Source organism: Pseudomonas edaphica, assembly GCF_965277385.1.
Lineage (GTDB): Bacteria > Pseudomonadota > Gammaproteobacteria > Pseudomonadales > Pseudomonadaceae > Aquipseudomonas > Aquipseudomonas edaphica.
In genome coordinates this window covers 61,628-76,959 of sequence record NZ_OZ255725.1, presented here as the reverse complement: position 1 = coordinate 76,959, position 15,332 = coordinate 61,628, and the positions used below count along the sequence as shown (strand labels likewise).

Annotated in this window: 13 protein-coding genes and 1 pseudogene; 9 read left to right on the top strand and 5 right to left on the bottom strand. The window is 60.9% G+C overall.

Annotation, left to right across the window (positions count from 1 at the left end; genetic code table 11):
• Positions 1-54: 54 nt before the first annotated feature.
• Both ACQY47_RS00365 and ACQY47_RS00360 read left to right on the top strand, forming a co-directional pair.
• On the top strand, positions 55-666 hold the full coding sequence (locus ACQY47_RS00365) for an FMN-dependent NADH-azoreductase (protein WP_017138816.1): 612 nt from the start codon (positions 55-57) through the stop codon (positions 664-666).
• A gap of 241 nt (positions 667-907) precedes the next feature.
• Positions 908-1,945: an alpha/beta hydrolase family protein gene (locus ACQY47_RS00360; RefSeq protein WP_138817555.1), complete on the top strand. Its 1,038-nt coding sequence runs from the start codon at positions 908-910 to the stop codon at positions 1,943-1,945.
• Here ACQY47_RS00360 and ACQY47_RS00355 read toward each other — a convergent pair.
• From ACQY47_RS00355 to ACQY47_RS00345, 3 genes are all read right to left on the bottom strand, one after another.
• The gene (locus ACQY47_RS00355) at positions 1,939-3,114 is read right to left on the bottom strand and encodes an MFS transporter (RefSeq protein WP_428554535.1); all 1,176 of its coding nucleotides are present in this window, start codon (positions 3,112-3,114) and stop codon (positions 1,939-1,941) included. The genes ACQY47_RS00360 and ACQY47_RS00355 overlap by 7 nt on opposite strands.
• Positions 3,115-3,427: 313 nt before the next feature.
• Positions 3,428-5,014, bottom strand: a complete 1,587-nt coding sequence (locus ACQY47_RS00350; RefSeq protein ID WP_074854431.1) for an ABC-F family ATPase — start codon at positions 5,012-5,014, stop codon at positions 3,428-3,430.
• 142 nt (positions 5,015-5,156) lie between these two features.
• On the bottom strand, positions 5,157-6,395 hold the full coding sequence (locus ACQY47_RS00345; protein WP_099549900.1) for an MFS transporter: 1,239 nt from the start codon (positions 6,393-6,395) through the stop codon (positions 5,157-5,159).
• Between the two features lie 154 nt (positions 6,396-6,549).
• Here ACQY47_RS00345 and ACQY47_RS00340 point away from each other — a divergent pair, with 154 nt between their 5' ends.
• On the top strand, positions 6,550-7,362 hold the full coding sequence (locus ACQY47_RS00340; RefSeq protein ID WP_017138811.1) for a class I SAM-dependent methyltransferase: 813 nt from the start codon (positions 6,550-6,552) through the stop codon (positions 7,360-7,362).
• Positions 7,363-7,503: 141 nt separating this feature from the next.
• Here ACQY47_RS00340 and ACQY47_RS00335 read toward each other — a convergent pair whose 3' ends face one another.
• Complete coding sequence (locus ACQY47_RS00335; protein WP_428554530.1) at positions 7,504-7,890, bottom strand: TIGR03067 domain-containing protein; 387 nt, start codon at positions 7,888-7,890, stop codon at positions 7,504-7,506.
• A gap of 367 nt (positions 7,891-8,257) precedes the next feature.
• On the opposite strand from ACQY47_RS00335, the gene lpxO reads away from it, so the two are divergent.
• From lpxO to ACQY47_RS00305, 6 genes are all read left to right on the top strand, one after another.
• Entirely contained in the window at positions 8,258-9,157 is a 900-nt protein-coding gene (gene lpxO, locus ACQY47_RS00330; RefSeq protein ID WP_395599798.1) for a lipid A hydroxylase LpxO, read from the top strand.
• A gap of 318 nt (positions 9,158-9,475) precedes the next feature.
• On the top strand, positions 9,476-11,470 hold the full coding sequence (locus ACQY47_RS00325) for an aminotransferase class I/II-fold pyridoxal phosphate-dependent enzyme (protein ID WP_428554525.1): 1,995 nt from the start codon (positions 9,476-9,478) through the stop codon (positions 11,468-11,470).
• 24 nt (positions 11,471-11,494) lie between these two features.
• Positions 11,495-12,349 carry a transporter substrate-binding domain-containing protein gene (locus tag ACQY47_RS00320; RefSeq protein ID WP_026013821.1) on the top strand — a complete coding sequence of 285 codons (855 nt, stop codon included), beginning with the start codon at positions 11,495-11,497 and terminating at the stop codon, positions 12,347-12,349.
• Positions 12,349-13,053, top strand: coding sequence for an ABC transporter permease (locus ACQY47_RS00315; protein ID WP_099549733.1), 705 nt, complete (start codon positions 12,349-12,351; stop codon positions 13,051-13,053). The genes ACQY47_RS00320 and ACQY47_RS00315 overlap by 1 nt, the downstream gene beginning before the upstream one ends.
• Before the next feature lie 7 nt (positions 13,054-13,060).
• Positions 13,061-13,759, top strand: coding sequence for an ABC transporter permease (locus ACQY47_RS00310; protein ID WP_017138806.1), 699 nt, complete (start codon positions 13,061-13,063; stop codon positions 13,757-13,759).
• Positions 13,756-14,754: a DMT family transporter gene (locus ACQY47_RS00305; protein ID WP_428554519.1), complete on the top strand. Its 999-nt coding sequence runs from the start codon at positions 13,756-13,758 to the stop codon at positions 14,752-14,754. The genes ACQY47_RS00310 and ACQY47_RS00305 overlap by 4 nt, the downstream gene beginning before the upstream one ends.
• Here the strand turns inward: ACQY47_RS00305 and ACQY47_RS00300 are convergent.
• Positions 14,710-15,255: pseudogene (locus ACQY47_RS00300) on the bottom strand (TetR/AcrR family transcriptional regulator); the annotation flags it as partial. The gene ACQY47_RS00305 and the pseudogene ACQY47_RS00300 sit on opposite strands and share 45 nt — an antisense overlap.
• Between the last annotated feature and the right edge of the window lie 77 nt (positions 15,256-15,332).

Here is a 15,332-nt window from a genome sequence, read left to right as displayed (position 1 = left end):
GTAGGATTAACTTCATTCGATCGCCCAGCCGCGATCCTCACTTGGAGAACCCGCATGAAACTGTTGCATATCGATTCCAGCATCCTCGGCGACAACTCGGCTTCGCGTCAGCTCAGCGCTGGTGTGGTCAAGGCCTGGCAAGCGGCTGAGCCAGGTGTGGAAGTGACCTATCGTGACTTGGCTGCCGAAGGCATCAGCCACTTTTCCGGCCTGACCCTGGGCGCCCTGGGCACCGCTGCCGAATTGCGCGACGCCGTACAAAAACACGAGGCTGAACTGAGCGCCACGTCCCTGGCTGAATTCATCGCCGCCGACGCTGTAGTCATCGGTGCGCCGATGTACAACTTCTCGGTGCCGTCCCAGCTCAAGGCATGGATCGACCGTATTGCCGTGGCCGGCCAAACCTTCCGTTACACCGAAGCCGGCCCTGAAGGCCTGTGCGGTGGCAAGAAGCTGATCATTGTTTCCACCGCTGGCGGTCTGCATGCGGGCCAGGCAAGCAATGTGGGGCACGAGGATTACTTGAAACTGGTGTTTGGCTTCCTCGGCATCACTGATATCGAATTTGTCCGCGCCCAAGGCCTGGCGTACGGTGAAGAAGTTCGCAGCAAGGCCTTGAGCGACGCCAACGTAGTGATCAACGAACAATTGTTCGCCGCCGCGTAAGGCTTGTGTAAAGTTCGCCTCTGTTCGGTTCCAATCTGAACCGGGGCGCCTAAACTCTGTATTCTGATCGCCTGAACGCGACCGGAGTACGGAGTTTTTTCGTTTACCCGCTGTCATTACTTTGGCCCAGGTTATGCACGCATGGGTTTATCACCCGGAGCGAGTGCCTTGGCCCATGGACTTTTCAAACCGACATGCCGCGGGTGTTGAACGTGGTCGCGCAGCAAAGGTGGACATCCCCATGATGCGTCTTTGTGCTGTTTTGGTTCTTTCCCTGCTCGGTGGCCTGATTTCAGTGCACGCCGCCCCGGCGCCGCACCCGCATTGGAGTGTGGGCTTTCACCGCATGAGCTTTCTCGACCCGCTGGATCAGCAGCCGATGAACGCCATCGCGTTCTATCCGTCCACCGATGACGAGCATTCCACGCAGTTGGGTCCCTACCACGTGGCTGCCACCCAGGATTCCAAAGTGGCCATCGGGCGTTTCCCGATGCTGATGTTGTCCCACGGCAACACCGGTACACCGCTGGCGCTGCACGACCTGGCCACTTCGCTGGCGCGCAAAGGGTTTGTGGTGGTGGCCGTTTTGCATCCCGGCGACAACTACAAGGATCACAGCCGCCTGGGCACGGTGAGCAACCTGTACGGGCGGCCGATCCAGATTTCCGCAGCGATTACCGCCACGCTCGGGGATACGATGCTGTCGCCGTTCGTCAATATCGACCAGGTGGGCGTTATCGGTTACTCAGCCGGTGGCGAAACCGCGCTGATCCTGGCCGGGGCCAAGCCGGACTTCGACCGCCTGCGCCGTTATTGCCAGGAGCGCCCGGAAGACCGCGATGCCTGCACCACCAAAGGTGAGCTGGTGGTCGACCGTGAAGACCTGCAGCCGCAAGCCGACCCGCGTATTCACGCCTTGATGCTGATGGCGCCGTTGAGCCTGATGTTTGGCCGCCACACGTTGGCCGATGTGCACGTGCCGGTGCTGCTCTACAGTGGCGACGGCGACAAGCTGGTGGCCGTGGACAAGAACGCCGCTGCCCTGGCGCGCAAACTGCCGCAGCCGCCGGATTTCAAACTATTGGCCGGGGCCGGGCACTTTGTGTTCATGGCGCCGTGTGACAGCGACCAACTGCTGGCCATGCCGGCGATTTGCACGGACGCCGACGGTGTCGACCGCGAAGGCATCCACCGCGACCTGATCTCGGAGGCGGGGCGCTTCTTCGTGCATACCCTGGGTCAGTCGACCCGCGCCGGTTTGCAGACCGCTGATCAGTAAGCGCGGCGCTTGAGCTGCACGGTCAGGCACAGGGCCGTGACCGACAGCAGCGCGGCGCAGAAGAAGATCCAGCCATAGCCGAGGTTCAGTGCCACGGCGCCCATCAATGGCCCGGCAATCGCCAGGGCCAGATCAAAAAACACCGCATACGCACTCAGCCCCGCGCCCCGGCTGCTGTTGGGCACTTGCTTGATGGCCTCCACGCCGAGCGCCGGGTACACCAGCGACAAACCGAAGCCGGTCAGCCCGGCGCCGATCAGCGCCACACCGGTGGAGGGCGCCAGCCACAACAGGGTCAGGCCGACGGTCTCGATGGTCATGCAGGCAATCGCCGCGCTGAACCCGCCGAAGCGGCTGATGGCGGAGATAAACACCAGGCGCGACAAGATAAAACACACGCCAAACACCGTCAGGCAGTACGCCGCACCGACCCAGCCACGGTTGAGGTAATACAGGGTGATAAAGGTGGTCAGCGTGCCGTAGCCGATAGACGCCAGGCACAGGCTGGCGCCAAACGGCGCGATGCGCCCGAACACCGACCAGAATGGCAGCCGCTCGCCACGCACCACCGGCACCGACGGTTTATTGCGGATCAACACCAGGCCCAAGGCGGCCAACACGGACAGCGCGACGCCCAGGCTGGTGTAGCCATAGTCGGCCACCATCACCACGCCCAGCGGCGCGCCAATCGCGATGGCGCCGTAGGACGCGATGCCATTCCAGGAGATCGAGCGCGCCGTGTGTTCGGCACCGACCGCGCCCATGCACCAACTGATGGTGCCAACGCCGATCAGGCCTTGGGCCACGCCGAGCAACAGCCTGCCGACGATCAATACCCCAAGGCTCACGGCGGGCATGCTTTCAAGCAAGGTTGCGAAAAATGTCAGCACGCCACTGACCAGGATGCCGGCCAAACCCAACACAATGGCGCGTTTGGTGCCGACGTTATCCGACATGCGCCCAGCCATCGGGCGGCTGAGCAGGGTGGCCAGGTATTGCGAGCCGATGGTGACCCCGGCGACTACGGCGCTGAAGCCCAGTTGTTCATGCACATAGCCTGGGATCACCGCAATTGGCAGGCCGATGCAGATAAACGCGATGAAGGTGTAGAAGACAATGGAGACGATCTGCAGGGTGATCGACAGGGAGCTGGGGGCGGCGGCAGGCATGGTCACTCATTCGCGGGCGGGCGGTGAGGGCATGATGGCAAGGGCGTGGGGGAAAAGGAAGCTGGCTAACGGGTTTTGCTGAAGAGGCCCGTCATCATAAGCCGCTCTATTGTGGTGAACAGGCTCGATGTGGCGAGCAGGCTTGTTGTGGCGAGCAGGCTTGCCCTGCGTTGGGCTGCGTAGCGGCCCTAAAACCAAACACCGCGTTTTGCCTGGCAGAACGCGGTGTTTTTTATTGGGGCTGCTTCGCAGCCCAGCGCAGGGCAAGCCTGCTCGCCACAGCAAGCGGGTTCGCCAGGCTAGCCGCGGGTGCTTAGAACACCACGCCTTGGCTGCGCAGGTAGTCGTCATAGGTGCCGCTGAAGTCGATCACGCCGGTGGCGCTCAACTCGATGATGCGGGTGGCCAGGGACGATACGAACTCACGGTCGTGGCTGACGAAGATCAGCGTGCCCGGGTAGTTTTCCAGCGCCAGGTTCAGCGCTTCGATGGATTCCATGTCCAAGTGGTTGGTGGGTTCGTCCATGATCAGCACGTTCGGCTTTTGCAGGATCAGCTTGCCGAACAGCATGCGGCCTTGCTCACCACCGGAAATCACCTTCACCGACTTCTGGATCTCGTCGTTGGAGAACAGCATGCGGCCCAGGGTGCCACGGATCATTTGTTCGCCTTGGGTCCACTGGCCCATCCAGTCGAACAGGGTCACGTCGTCTTCGAAGTCATGGGCGTGGTCCTGGGCGTAGTAGCCCAGCTCTGCGGCGTCGGTCCACTTGATGCTGCCGGCGTCCGGGGTCAGTTCGTTGACCAGGGTGCGCAGCAGGGTGGTCTTGCCGATACCGTTCGGGCCGATGATCGCCACGCGCTCGCCAGCTTCAACCTGGAAGCTGAAGTCCTTGAACAGTGGCTTGCCGTCGAAGCCCTTGGCCATTTTTTCGACCATGACAGCCTGGCGGTGCAGCTTCTTGTTCTGCTCGAAACGGATGAACGGGCTCACACGGCTCGATGGCTTGACCTCGGCCAGCTGGATCTTGTCGATCGCCTTGGCGCGGGACGTGGCTTGCTTGGCTTTCGAGGCGTTGGCCGAGAAGCGGCTGACGAAGGATTGCAGTTCGGAGATCTGCGCCTTCTTCTTGGCGTTGTCCGACAGCAGCTGCTCGCGGGACTGGGTCGCCACGGTCATGTACTCGTCGTAGTTGCCCGGGAACAGGCGCAGCTCGCCGTAGTCCAGGTCAGCCATGTGGGTGCACACGCTGTTCAGGAAGTGACGGTCGTGAGAGATGATGATCATCAGGCTGGAACGCTGGGTCAGGATGTTTTCCAGCCAGCGGATGGTGTTGATGTCCAAGTGGTTGGTCGGTTCGTCGAGCAACAGCACTTCAGGGTCGGAGAACAGCGCCTGGGCCAGCAATACGCGCAGTTTCCAGCCTGGCGAGACTTCGCTCATCGGGCCAAAGTGCTGCTCCAGCGGAATACCCAGGCCCAGCAGCAGTTCACCGGCGCGGGATTCGGCGGTGTAGCCGTCCATTTCGGCGAATTCGGTTTCGAGCTCGGCAACGGCCATGCCGTCTTCTTCGCTCATTTCCGGCAGCGAGTAGATGCGGTCACGCTCAGCCTTGACCCGCCACAGCTCTTCGTGGCCCATGATCACGGTGTCGAGTACGGTGAATTCTTCGTAGGCGAACTGGTCCTGGCGCAGTTTACCCAGGCGCACGTTTGGCTCCAGCATGACCTGGCCGCCGGACGGCTCGAGGTCACCGCCAAGGATTTTCATGAAGGTCGACTTGCCGCAACCGTTGGCACCGATCAAACCATAACGGTTGCCGGCGCCGAATTTGACCGAGACGTTCTCGAAGAGCGGCTTGGCGCCGAACTGCATGGTGATGTTAGCTGTGGAGATCAATTACTTTACCTATCAATGAGTTGCGAGCGTGGCGGCAGGAGCCTTCAGGCATGCGTCAACAGCGACATCAAGGCGCGAAACCCGGTCGCTGAGCAGAAAATTTTGGCTGTGTGTTGGAATTTGGCGCGCATTGTCGCATATGTCAGGCGACAGTTGTATGGCAGGCGAACGATGGTTTCTCCAGAGTCTCCGGCATCGCCAGCCATAACAGCGCCAAGGCCACGGCCGCCACGCCTGCCAGGGTCAGGAATGCCGCGTTGTAGCCGGCCTGTTGCACCACGAAACCGGCCAGGCTGCTACTCAACGCCGCACCCAGGCCAAACACCGTGGACAGCGCGCCAAGGCTCACATTAAAACGCCCGGTGCCCTGGGTCAGGTCCTTGACGATCACCGGGAACAGCGCGCCAAAGATCCCCGCGCCGATGCCGTCGAGCATCTGTACCGCCACCAGCCAGTAAGGATCACTGGACAAGGTGTAGAGCACGCCGCGCAGTGGCAGGATCAGGAAACCTGCGAGCAGCAGCGGTTTGCGACCCCACACATCGGCCTTGAACCCCACCAGCCAGGCCATCGGCACCATCACCAACTGCGCGGCGACGATGCACGCCGAGGTCAGCGGCGTAGCCATTTGCAAGTTGATCTGCGCAAGCTTCTGGCTGACCAACGGCAGCATCGCCGCATTGGCCAAGTGGAAGAGGGCGCAGCAGATGGCGAATACCAGCAGCGGCCGGTTGGCCAGCAGGACTTTCACACCGGACGGTTGTTCGTGATCGCTGTGATGGGCCGGGTCAAAGCCCCTGGCGACTTCATGGTCAATCGCCTTGGCCGACACACAGCTCACGGCCACGATACTGGCCAGCGCCATAAAGGCCATCAAGTAAAACACCACCACCGGGCCGTACAGGTACGCCAGGCCGCCGGCCAGCAGCGCTGCCACAGCATTGCCGGCGTGGTTGAAGGTTTCGTTGCGCCCCGTTCGGCGGGTGAAGGCGCGTGGCCCGGTAATTCCGAGGGAAATGGCCGATATGGCCGGTGCAAACACCGAGGCGGCCACGGCACTGGCGGCCTGGGTCAAGGCCACCCAACTGAAGGCGCTGACAAATGGCAGCATCAGGCAACTGATGGTCACCAGGATGGCAGCCGCCGCAATCACCGCGCGCTTGCTGCGTGTGCGGTCGATCAGCGCACCCGCCGGGCCTTGGGTGACCAGTGCGGCGATGCCCGCCAGGGTCATGACCACGCCGATGCTGGCCGGGTCCCATTTGTGCACGGCCAGCAGGTAAATCGCCAGGTAAGGCCCGAGGCCGTCGCGCACATCGGCCAGGAAAAAATTGAGGCTGTCCAGGGACAAGGTATTCCGCAAGTCAGAGTGATTGGCCACGGCGTTGTCTTCGCAAAGGGTGTTCAGGGGCTGGACACTCATTGGGCTAGTGACCCGTGGGCCTGAACAGAAGTTTCGCTGCCGCTGAGGGTTTCATCTGACGGGCGTTTGGATTATTTTCCGTAGCCCGCTGAAATGACTCCCTGGAGACGCAATGGACATGCCCTCAGCCCAACAGGCAATCGCCGATAATAAGGCCGCCTGGGACGCCTCTGCCGCGCTGCACAAAGATACTGCGACCTGGAATACCTTGCTGCAATCAGTCGTTGAGCCGGCTTTTTCCTGCCTCGACCCCACCATCACCGCGTTGTTGCAAACCGTCGGCGTTGCCGGCAAGTCGGTGGTGCAAGTCGGCTGTAACAACGGGCGTGAAAGCCTGTCGCTGTTTGGCCTGGGCGCGCGTGAGGTGGTGGGTGTCGATCAATCGACAGCCTTTCTGGCGCAAGCTCGGGAGTTGGCTGATATTTCCCCGCATAACCCGCAATTCATCGAAGCCGATATCCATCACCTGCCTGAGCGTTTGCTTGGCCGGTTCGATATTGCCTTGGTGACGATTGGCGTACTCGGCTGGATGCCGGATGTGGCGCTGTTCATGCAACATGTGGCCAGTACCCTCAAGCCCGGCGGCACCCTGGTGATCTACGAGACTCACCCTTTCCTGGAAGTCTTCGACCCTCAGGCCAGCAACCCGTTTTTGCCCGACAGCTCGTATTTTCAACGCGATCCGTTCGTGTTGCAGGCGTCAATTGTGTATGAAGGGCTGACAGAGGTGCCTGGGCCGACGTCCTACTGGTACGTGCACACCCTGGGTAGCGTCGTCACCGCGGCGATTGCGGCGCACTTGCAGATCGAGCATCTGCAGGAGTATCCGCACTCCAACCGCGAGGAGCTGTATGACCAGTACGAGCACCAGTCGGCCCAATTGCCGTTGTGTTTCACCCTGACGGCCATCAAGCGCGCCGTTTGAGCGGGTTTTTCGCGCTCAAAAAAAGGCCCGCGACAGAAGAGGCGGGCCAAGTGATTCACTGGAGTAGGTGGCCTTACGCTAAAGGCCAGGAAGTAAACACCGTGTGAAAAGCATGTCGGCGTTTCGAATGGCATGCGGTTTTCAGGCGCGGCGCACGAAGGTGCGCATGGTTTGCCCTGGCCCGGTGCTGAAGACCGTTGGGCGGGGCATGCCTTCATCCGCTGCAATAAACACAAAATTATCGCCCTCGAGGCGATAACTGGCGGGTAACGCTTTGCCGGCGTCATCGCCCATGGAATCTACCCAGGTAATACGTTTGGGCGTGGTGCTGCTGTCCAGGGAAAACCGGCCAGCCAGCAATACGTTGCCAGCGACGGTTCGGACTTCGAACTGATCACCCTCAATCGTGGTAATGGCGCCTGGCGCGCTGTGTGCGTCCGCAGGGTTGAGTACGCCGCTGTCTTCCAGGGAAGTCTGCTCCCAGGCGCCCTGAAGCGCGGTGAAGTCCGGGTCTGGTTGAAGTTTCATGCAAGTTCCTTTTGCTGGAGATTGATTGATTGGCGCGATGGTAACTGAAAGGGGATTGAACCTGGTTGGATGCCGAGCTTTTTGTGGGTTGCCAGCGCAACCGCCTGCGCTGTAAATAGCCTCACTCTGGGCTTGCGTCCAGGCAGGCGCACGTGAGTCCTACGCGTTGCGTAGACAGCTTTTCACAATTCTTAGTTAACCTTTGGTTACAAACTGTGGCTAAATAAAGGTCTAAGGCGTGGTTTAGGAAGTGACTCGTCCGGCCAGCCGCCACTATGTAATCGTGATTTCAGGTGCTGCTTATTTATCCTCGGCCGTTGTGGGCATGCAGGAGCAGCCTGTTCTCTTCTAACTTGTGACGAATCCCTTGAAACTCATCATTGTTGTTCTCTACGTTGCCTCCATTGCGTATGTTCACCTGCGTGGCAGAGTGCGACACAAGCTGGGCCGCCAGCTTAGCGATCACTCGACGTTCCTGGCGCCGATCAACTGCTTCCTCTACTTGTTTTCCAAGCAGCCAAGCCGTCCGTTTCTGTCGCCCAGCGACTTTCCGGACCTGAGCCCGCTGCAGGAGCACTGGGAGGAAATCCGCCAGGAAGGCCAGAACCTGATGCGCGCGGGCGAGATCAAGCGCTCGGACCAATACAATGACGTGGGTTTCAACTCGTTCTTCAAGTCGGGTTGGAAGCGCTTTTACCTGAAGTGGTACGGCGATAGTCATCCGTCGGCGATGAAGTTGTGCCCGCGCACCACTGAGCTGGTGCAAGGTATTGGCTCGATCAAGGCGGCGATGTTTGCCGAGTTGCCGCCGGGTTCCAAGCTGGTGCGCCACCGTGATCCTTATGCAGGCTCCTATCGTTACCATTTGGGGCTGGATACGCCGAACGATCCGGGTTGCTATATCAATGTGGATGGCGAGAGTTACTACTGGCGTGACGGTGAGCCGGTGATGTTTGACGAGACTTACATTCACTACGCGGAAAACACTACGCAGCAGAACCGCATCATTCTGTTCTGTGACATTGAGCGCCCGATGAAGTACCGCTGGGCGGCGGCGTTTAACCGTTGGTTCAGCCGTAATGTAATGGCGGCTGCGGGTTCGCCTAATGATGAGGGGGATAAGACCGGTGGTTTGAACCGCGCGTTTACGCGGTTGTACAAGATTCGTTTGCGTGGCAAGGAACTGAAAAAGCGTAATCGTGCGCGGTATTACCTGGAAAAATGGGCGATTTTCGCTGGGTTGGCGCTGATTTTTATCCTTATCTGATCAGCCTGCTGCTCCAAGTGTGGGAGCTGGCTCGACAAGCCAGCCCCCACATTTGATCGCGTGCAGCTCTGCTGTTGCCAAGGTGAACCGCCGTCAGGGCGCAACCCCTTAGCCGCCGTTACCCCGATAGCGGATATGCACTCATCCGCCACACTCAAACTCCCCCGCAAATGTTATTCACGACCTGTTCACTCGATAAACGACACCCCCTCAAACATACCCATTGAACGACTGTTCAGTTTGCACTATGTTGACCGCATCCACCCGTTTGCACACAACCGGGTTCGCGCTTTTTCTTCTTGAACGAGAGGCTCTGGCATGCGGTTTTCCCCCTTCGTCGAACGAATTGCAGGGCAGGGCGTCGCCGCCTGGGACATCCACCACGCCGCGTTCCAGGCTGCCAGCCAGGGCGAAGACATCATCATCCTCAGCGTCGGCGACCCCGATTTCGCCACGCCGGCCTTCATCACCGAAGCCGCAGTCAGCGCGTTGCACAGCGGTGACACGCACTACACCGAAATCCCCGGCCGCGCCGCCCTGCGCGAGGCTGTGGCGGCGCGCTACAGCAAGACCCTGGCATGCTCACTAAACGCCGACAACGTGATCATCGTGCCCGGCGCACAGAATGCGTTGTTCATCAGTTCCCTGTGCCTGCTGCAAGCCGGTGATGAAGTGCTGGTGCTCGACCCGATGTACGTCACCTACGAAGCCACGCTCAAAGCCAGTGGCGCCACCCTGGTGCGCGTACCGTGCTCGCCCGAGTCCGGGTTTCGCCTGGATGCACAACGCCTGGCTGCCGCCATCACCCCGCGCAGCCGCGCCATCTTCTTCTCCAACCCCAATAACCCCACCGGCGTGGTGCTCAACCCGCAGGAACTGCAAGCGATAGCCGACCTGGCCACCGCCCACGACCTGTGGGTGGTGGTGGATGAGGTCTACGAAAGCCTGGTGTTTGACGGCCAATACCACAGCCTCGCCGCGTTACCCGGCATGGCCGAGCGCTGCATCGTGATTGGCAGCCTGTCCAAATCCCACGCCATGACCGGCTGGCGAACCGGCTGGTTGATCGCCTCGCCGGAAATGATCGCCCACGCCGAAACCCTGGTGCTGAGCATGCTCTATGGCTTGCCGGGTTTTGTGATGGAAGCCGCCACAGCAGCCGTGCTGGCCCATGATGACGTGACGGTGGGCATGCGCGACATCTACCGGCGCCGCCGTGACTTGGTCGTGGCCGGCCTGAGTGCGTGCCCCGGCATCAAGGTACAAGCGCCGCAAGCCGGGATGTTTGTGCTGGTGGACGTGCGCGGCACGGGTTTGGGCTCATTGGATTTTGCCTGGCGCCTGTTCCGCGAGGCGGGTGTTTCGGTGCTGGATGCCGCGGCGTTTGGCGAGCCGGCGCAAGGGTTTGTGCGGCTGTCGTTCACCTTGGGCGAAGCACGCCTGGCCGAAGCCTGCCAGCGTATCGCCGGATTTGTCGCAAAGCTGGCCGGTGAGCCGCGTGTGGCGCCGACGCCTGAGATCGACGTGCTGCCGCCTGTCGAAGCGCGCAAGATGATTGAGGTGATCGACCTGCACAAGCGCTTCGGCAATATCGAAGTGCTCAAAGGCATCTCGCTCACGGCCAACGAAGGTGAGGTGATTTCGCTGATCGGCGCCAGCGGCTCAGGCAAAAGCACCTTGCTGCGCTGCATCAACATGCTTGAAGTGCCCGACCAGGGCAGCATCCATGTCGACGGTGAAAGCATCAAGCTCAACTACGGCATGCCCGGCGCGCCGCTGGTGGCCGATGCCAAGCAATTGGTACGCATCCGCTCGACCCTGGGCATGGTGTTCCAGAACTTCAACCTGTGGCCGCACCGCACCGTCCTCGAAAACCTTATCGAAGCGCCCACCCAGGTGCTGCGCGAAAGCCGTGCCGAGGCCATCGAGCGCGCCGAAGCCTTGCTCGACCGCGTTGGCCTGGCCGCCAAACGCAATGAATTCCCGGCGTTCCTGTCCGGCGGCCAACAGCAGCGTGTGGCGATTGCCCGCGCGTTGGCCATGCGCCCCAAAGTCATGCTGTTCGACGAACCCACCTCAGCCCTCGACCCCGAACTGGTGGGCGAAGTGCTGCGTGTGATCCGCTCCCTGGCCGAAGAAGGCCGCACCATGATCCTGGTCACCCATGAAATGGCCTTCGCCCGGGATGTGTCCTCCAAAGTGGCTTTTCTGCACCAAGGCTTGATCGAAGAAACCGGCACGCCGGACGCGGTGTTCCTCGACCCACGCAGTGAGCGTTGCCGACAGTTCGTCAACGCGCATCAAACTCGCTAACTCCAGAAAAAGACGGGGCAAATCATGAAATGCAAACGCATGGCAACGTGGTTGGGCAGTGCAGTGTTGATGTTGACCGCAGGTTTTACCCTGGCGGCAGAAAAACCCATCGTGTTCGCGGTGGCGGCCGAACCCTATCCGCCGTTCACCGTAAAAGGCGGTAACGGCCAGTGGTCGGGCTTTGAAGTGGACCTGATCCACAAGCTGTGTGAAGGCATGAAAGCCGAATGTCAGATCAAGGAAGTGGCGTGGGACGGCATCATTCCGTCGTTGCTGGCGAAGAAAATCGACGTGATTTTCTCCTCGATGTCGGTCACCGATGAACGTGAAAAACAAATCGCCTTCAGCCGCGCCTATTACGATTCACTGCTGGGCGTGGCAGGCCCCAAAGGCGCTACGGTGGACATCACCCCCGAAGGCCTCAAGGGCAAGTTGATCGGCGTGCAGATCTCCACGGTCAGCGCCAACTACCTGAAGAAGTACTACGAGAACATTGCTGACCTCAAGTACTACGACACCCAGGAATCGGCGAATGCCGACCTGATCGCCGGGCGTATCGACTACATGATGGCCGACGACACCGCCATCGCCATGATGGTCAAGACCCCGGAAGCCAGCGGCCTGGCGCATATCGCCAGCGTGCCCTACGACCCGATCATCGGGCGTGGCGTCGGCGCTGGTTTGCGCAAGGAAGACACCGCGCTCAAGGCACGCCTGGACAAAGCCATCGGCGAACTGCTGGTGAGCAAGGACTATGACGACTTATCCCAGCACTATTTCGGCCTGTCGGTCAGCCCGTGCAAGCGCGGTGACACGCCGGCCTTTGTGAGCAAGACCTGTGACAGCCCCTATCAGCAAATCGCCCAGAAGACCGAATAATGCTCGATCTCCTCAGCTTTGGTGACCAAGGATGGGGCAACGCACTGCTCAAAGGGTTATGGATGACCCTGCAAATCTCCGTTGGCGCGTTTGCCGTGGGCTTGCTGATCGGCCTGGTGGTGGCCTGCGCCAAGCTCAGTGCGCCGCGCCCGATTGCGCTGTTGATGCGTGGTTACACCACGGTGTTTCGCGCGGTGCCGGAACTGCTGCTGATCCTGCTGCTGTATTACGCAGGCTCCATGGGCCTCAACGCGTTGATGCTGTGGCTGGGTTTTGCCCAGGTCAACATCAGCGGGCCGTTGGTGGCGATCCTGGTATTAGGGCTGGTACAGGGCGCCTATGCGTCAGAGATTTTCCGCGCGGCAATCCTGGCCATTCCCCACGGCCAGATCGAAGCGGCGCGGGCCTTCGGCTTGAGCGGCTTTGGCCTGTTTCGCCGGGTGACCTTGCCGATCATGGCGCCGTATGCGCTGGCGGGGATGTCCAACCTGTGGATCAACTTGATCAAGGACAGTGCCTTGATCAGCGTGGTCGGTACCAATGAGCTGCTGTACACCGCCAAGCAGGCGGCGGGGTCCACCCGTCATTACTTGCTGTTCTACCTCACGGCCGCCGCCTTGTATTACCTGGTGACGCTGGCTTCCAACTACCTGTCCGGACGCCTGGAACGACGTATTCGTCGCTGGATGCCGGTTGTCGAGTGAGGCGCGCATGCCTGAGTGGATAAGTTACTACGCCGGGCTGATCGCCAAGGGCTTGCAGACCACCTTGTCATTGCTGTTGATCAGCGCCGTGCTCGGTTTTGCCCTCGCGGTGCTGGTGGCTCTGGCGCGGTTATCACGGCGCAAATGGCTGGCGCGCGGTGCGCTGGCCTACACCAGTGTGCTGCGCGGTACGCCGCTGCTGATCCAGATCTACATTTTCTACTACGGCCTGGGCAGCCTGTTTGCCCAGTTCCCGATGATCCGCGGCAGTTTTTTGTGGCCGTTCCTGCGTGACGGCTACTGGTACATCGTGTTCGCCCTGGTGCTGTCGGTGGGCGCCTACGTCGGTGAAGTGATTCGCGGTGGCTTGCTGGCGGTGCCCAAGGGCGAGATGGAAGCCGCTTCGGCATTTGGTATGACCCCGCGTCAGGCCCTGCTGCGGGTGCGCTTGCCACGGGCGATGCGTCTGCTGTTGCCGACCTTGGCCGGTGAGACGGTGATGCTGCTCAAATCCACCGCGCTGGCATCGACCATTGCCGTGGTCGACCTGCTGGGCGCGGCTAACGTCGTACGTGCGCAGACCTTGCAGATCTATCAACCCTTATTGTTGGTGGCCGGTGTTTACCTGTGCCTGACCTTCCTCATCGAGGGCGTCTACGCCATCGCCGAACGGCGCGGCACGCCGCTGCGCAGGTCGGCGGGATGAAACAGGACCGCGCGCTGCAGGGCATTGCCCTGTGCTCATTGGCCTACGCGTTTCTGGCGTTGCAGGACGCGGTGATCAAATGGCTGGTGGCCGATTATTCGGTGTTCAGCATTCTGTTCTGGCGCAGCCTGGTGGTGGTCGGTGCGTGCGTGATCGCCGGGCGCATGGGCTTGTTGCGTCGGGCGTGGAGCTCGGTGAGCCGCAAGCTGCTGATCATTCGTGGGCTGCTCTCGCTGCTGGCGTGGTTGCTGTATTACACCGCCGCCAAGGACCTGACCCTGGCGGAAATGACCACCTTGTATTTCTCTGCGCCGGTCATGGTCACGCTGCTGGCCGCGCTGATCCTCAAGGAGCGTGCCAGCCGTGGGCAATGGGTGGCGCTGATCATCGGGTTTGTGGGTGTGGTGATCGCCTGTCGCCCCAGCAACATGCTCGATCCAGTGCCTATCGCGCTGACCCTGGCGGCCGCGTTGTGCTGGGCGTTCACCTATATCCAGCTGCGCCAGGTCGACCCGGCAACCTCGGTGCTGGAGCAGATGCTGATCACCAATGTGGTGTTCGTGGTTTGTATGGCGCTGACCTTGCCCTGGACCCACACGCCAGCGCCGACCCCAGCCTGGTTGGGGATGCTGGCCGCAGGTCTGGTCGGCGGCATAGGTCAGTTCCTGTTGTTTGCGAGTTTCCGCCGGGCCACGGCGACCTTGCTGGCGCCGTTCGAATACACCGGGTTGATCTGGGCGTTTTTGCTCTCGAGCCTGATCTGGGGCACGTCAATGGATGTGTCGCTGATCATCGGCGCCGTGTTGATCGCGGTCAGCGGCACCCTGGCCATGCTCAGTGCCCGCCACTCGGAATCACAAGATGTGGTCGGCGCCGAATGCTCCGTAACGCAACCCCTGTACCCAGCAACGACAGATGTGCAGCCCGTTGGCGGGGCTGAAAGTACCGGGGTTCAGACACCCCTCGAGCCAGAGCCCGTCGAGCATCGCCGATAGGCCAATGGCGGCCAGGTGGCTGTCGTGGATCAGCAGGTTTTCGCTGCGGGCCAGGTCGTCCAGCAGCTGTTGGATCAGCGCCAGGTAGGCGCGGTAGCTGTTTTCGTGGGACTGGTTTACGTGGGGCGAGTGGCGGATCAGGCTCCAGAACACCACCCACACGCCGAGCAGGTCGGGGTCCATCACCCGTGGCGAAAACGACGCGCTAAGAAACGCGTCCAGGCGCGCAGCGGCGCCTTCGGCCAGCTCGACTTGCGCCCATAACGCGCTGGTCAGCTCATTCGCGAGCTTGTGGTAAGTCTCGGCGATCAACGCGTCGATGCTGCCGAAATGGTGGTTGAGCAAACCCACCGAAACGCCGGCTTCGGCGGCAATGCGGCGCACGGAAATCCCGGCGTGGCCGTCACGGGCCAGGCAGGTAAGGGTCGCGGCAACCAATAAGTCGCGGCGTTCATCGGGGTCGGCGCGGCGCAGTTTGGGAGGGTCGATGGTCACGGGCATGCCTTTGATAAAAGACCAGGGTGCTCAGGTTAATTGAACGTGTGTTCAATCTCTAGCGATTAAATGATCAGAGGAGG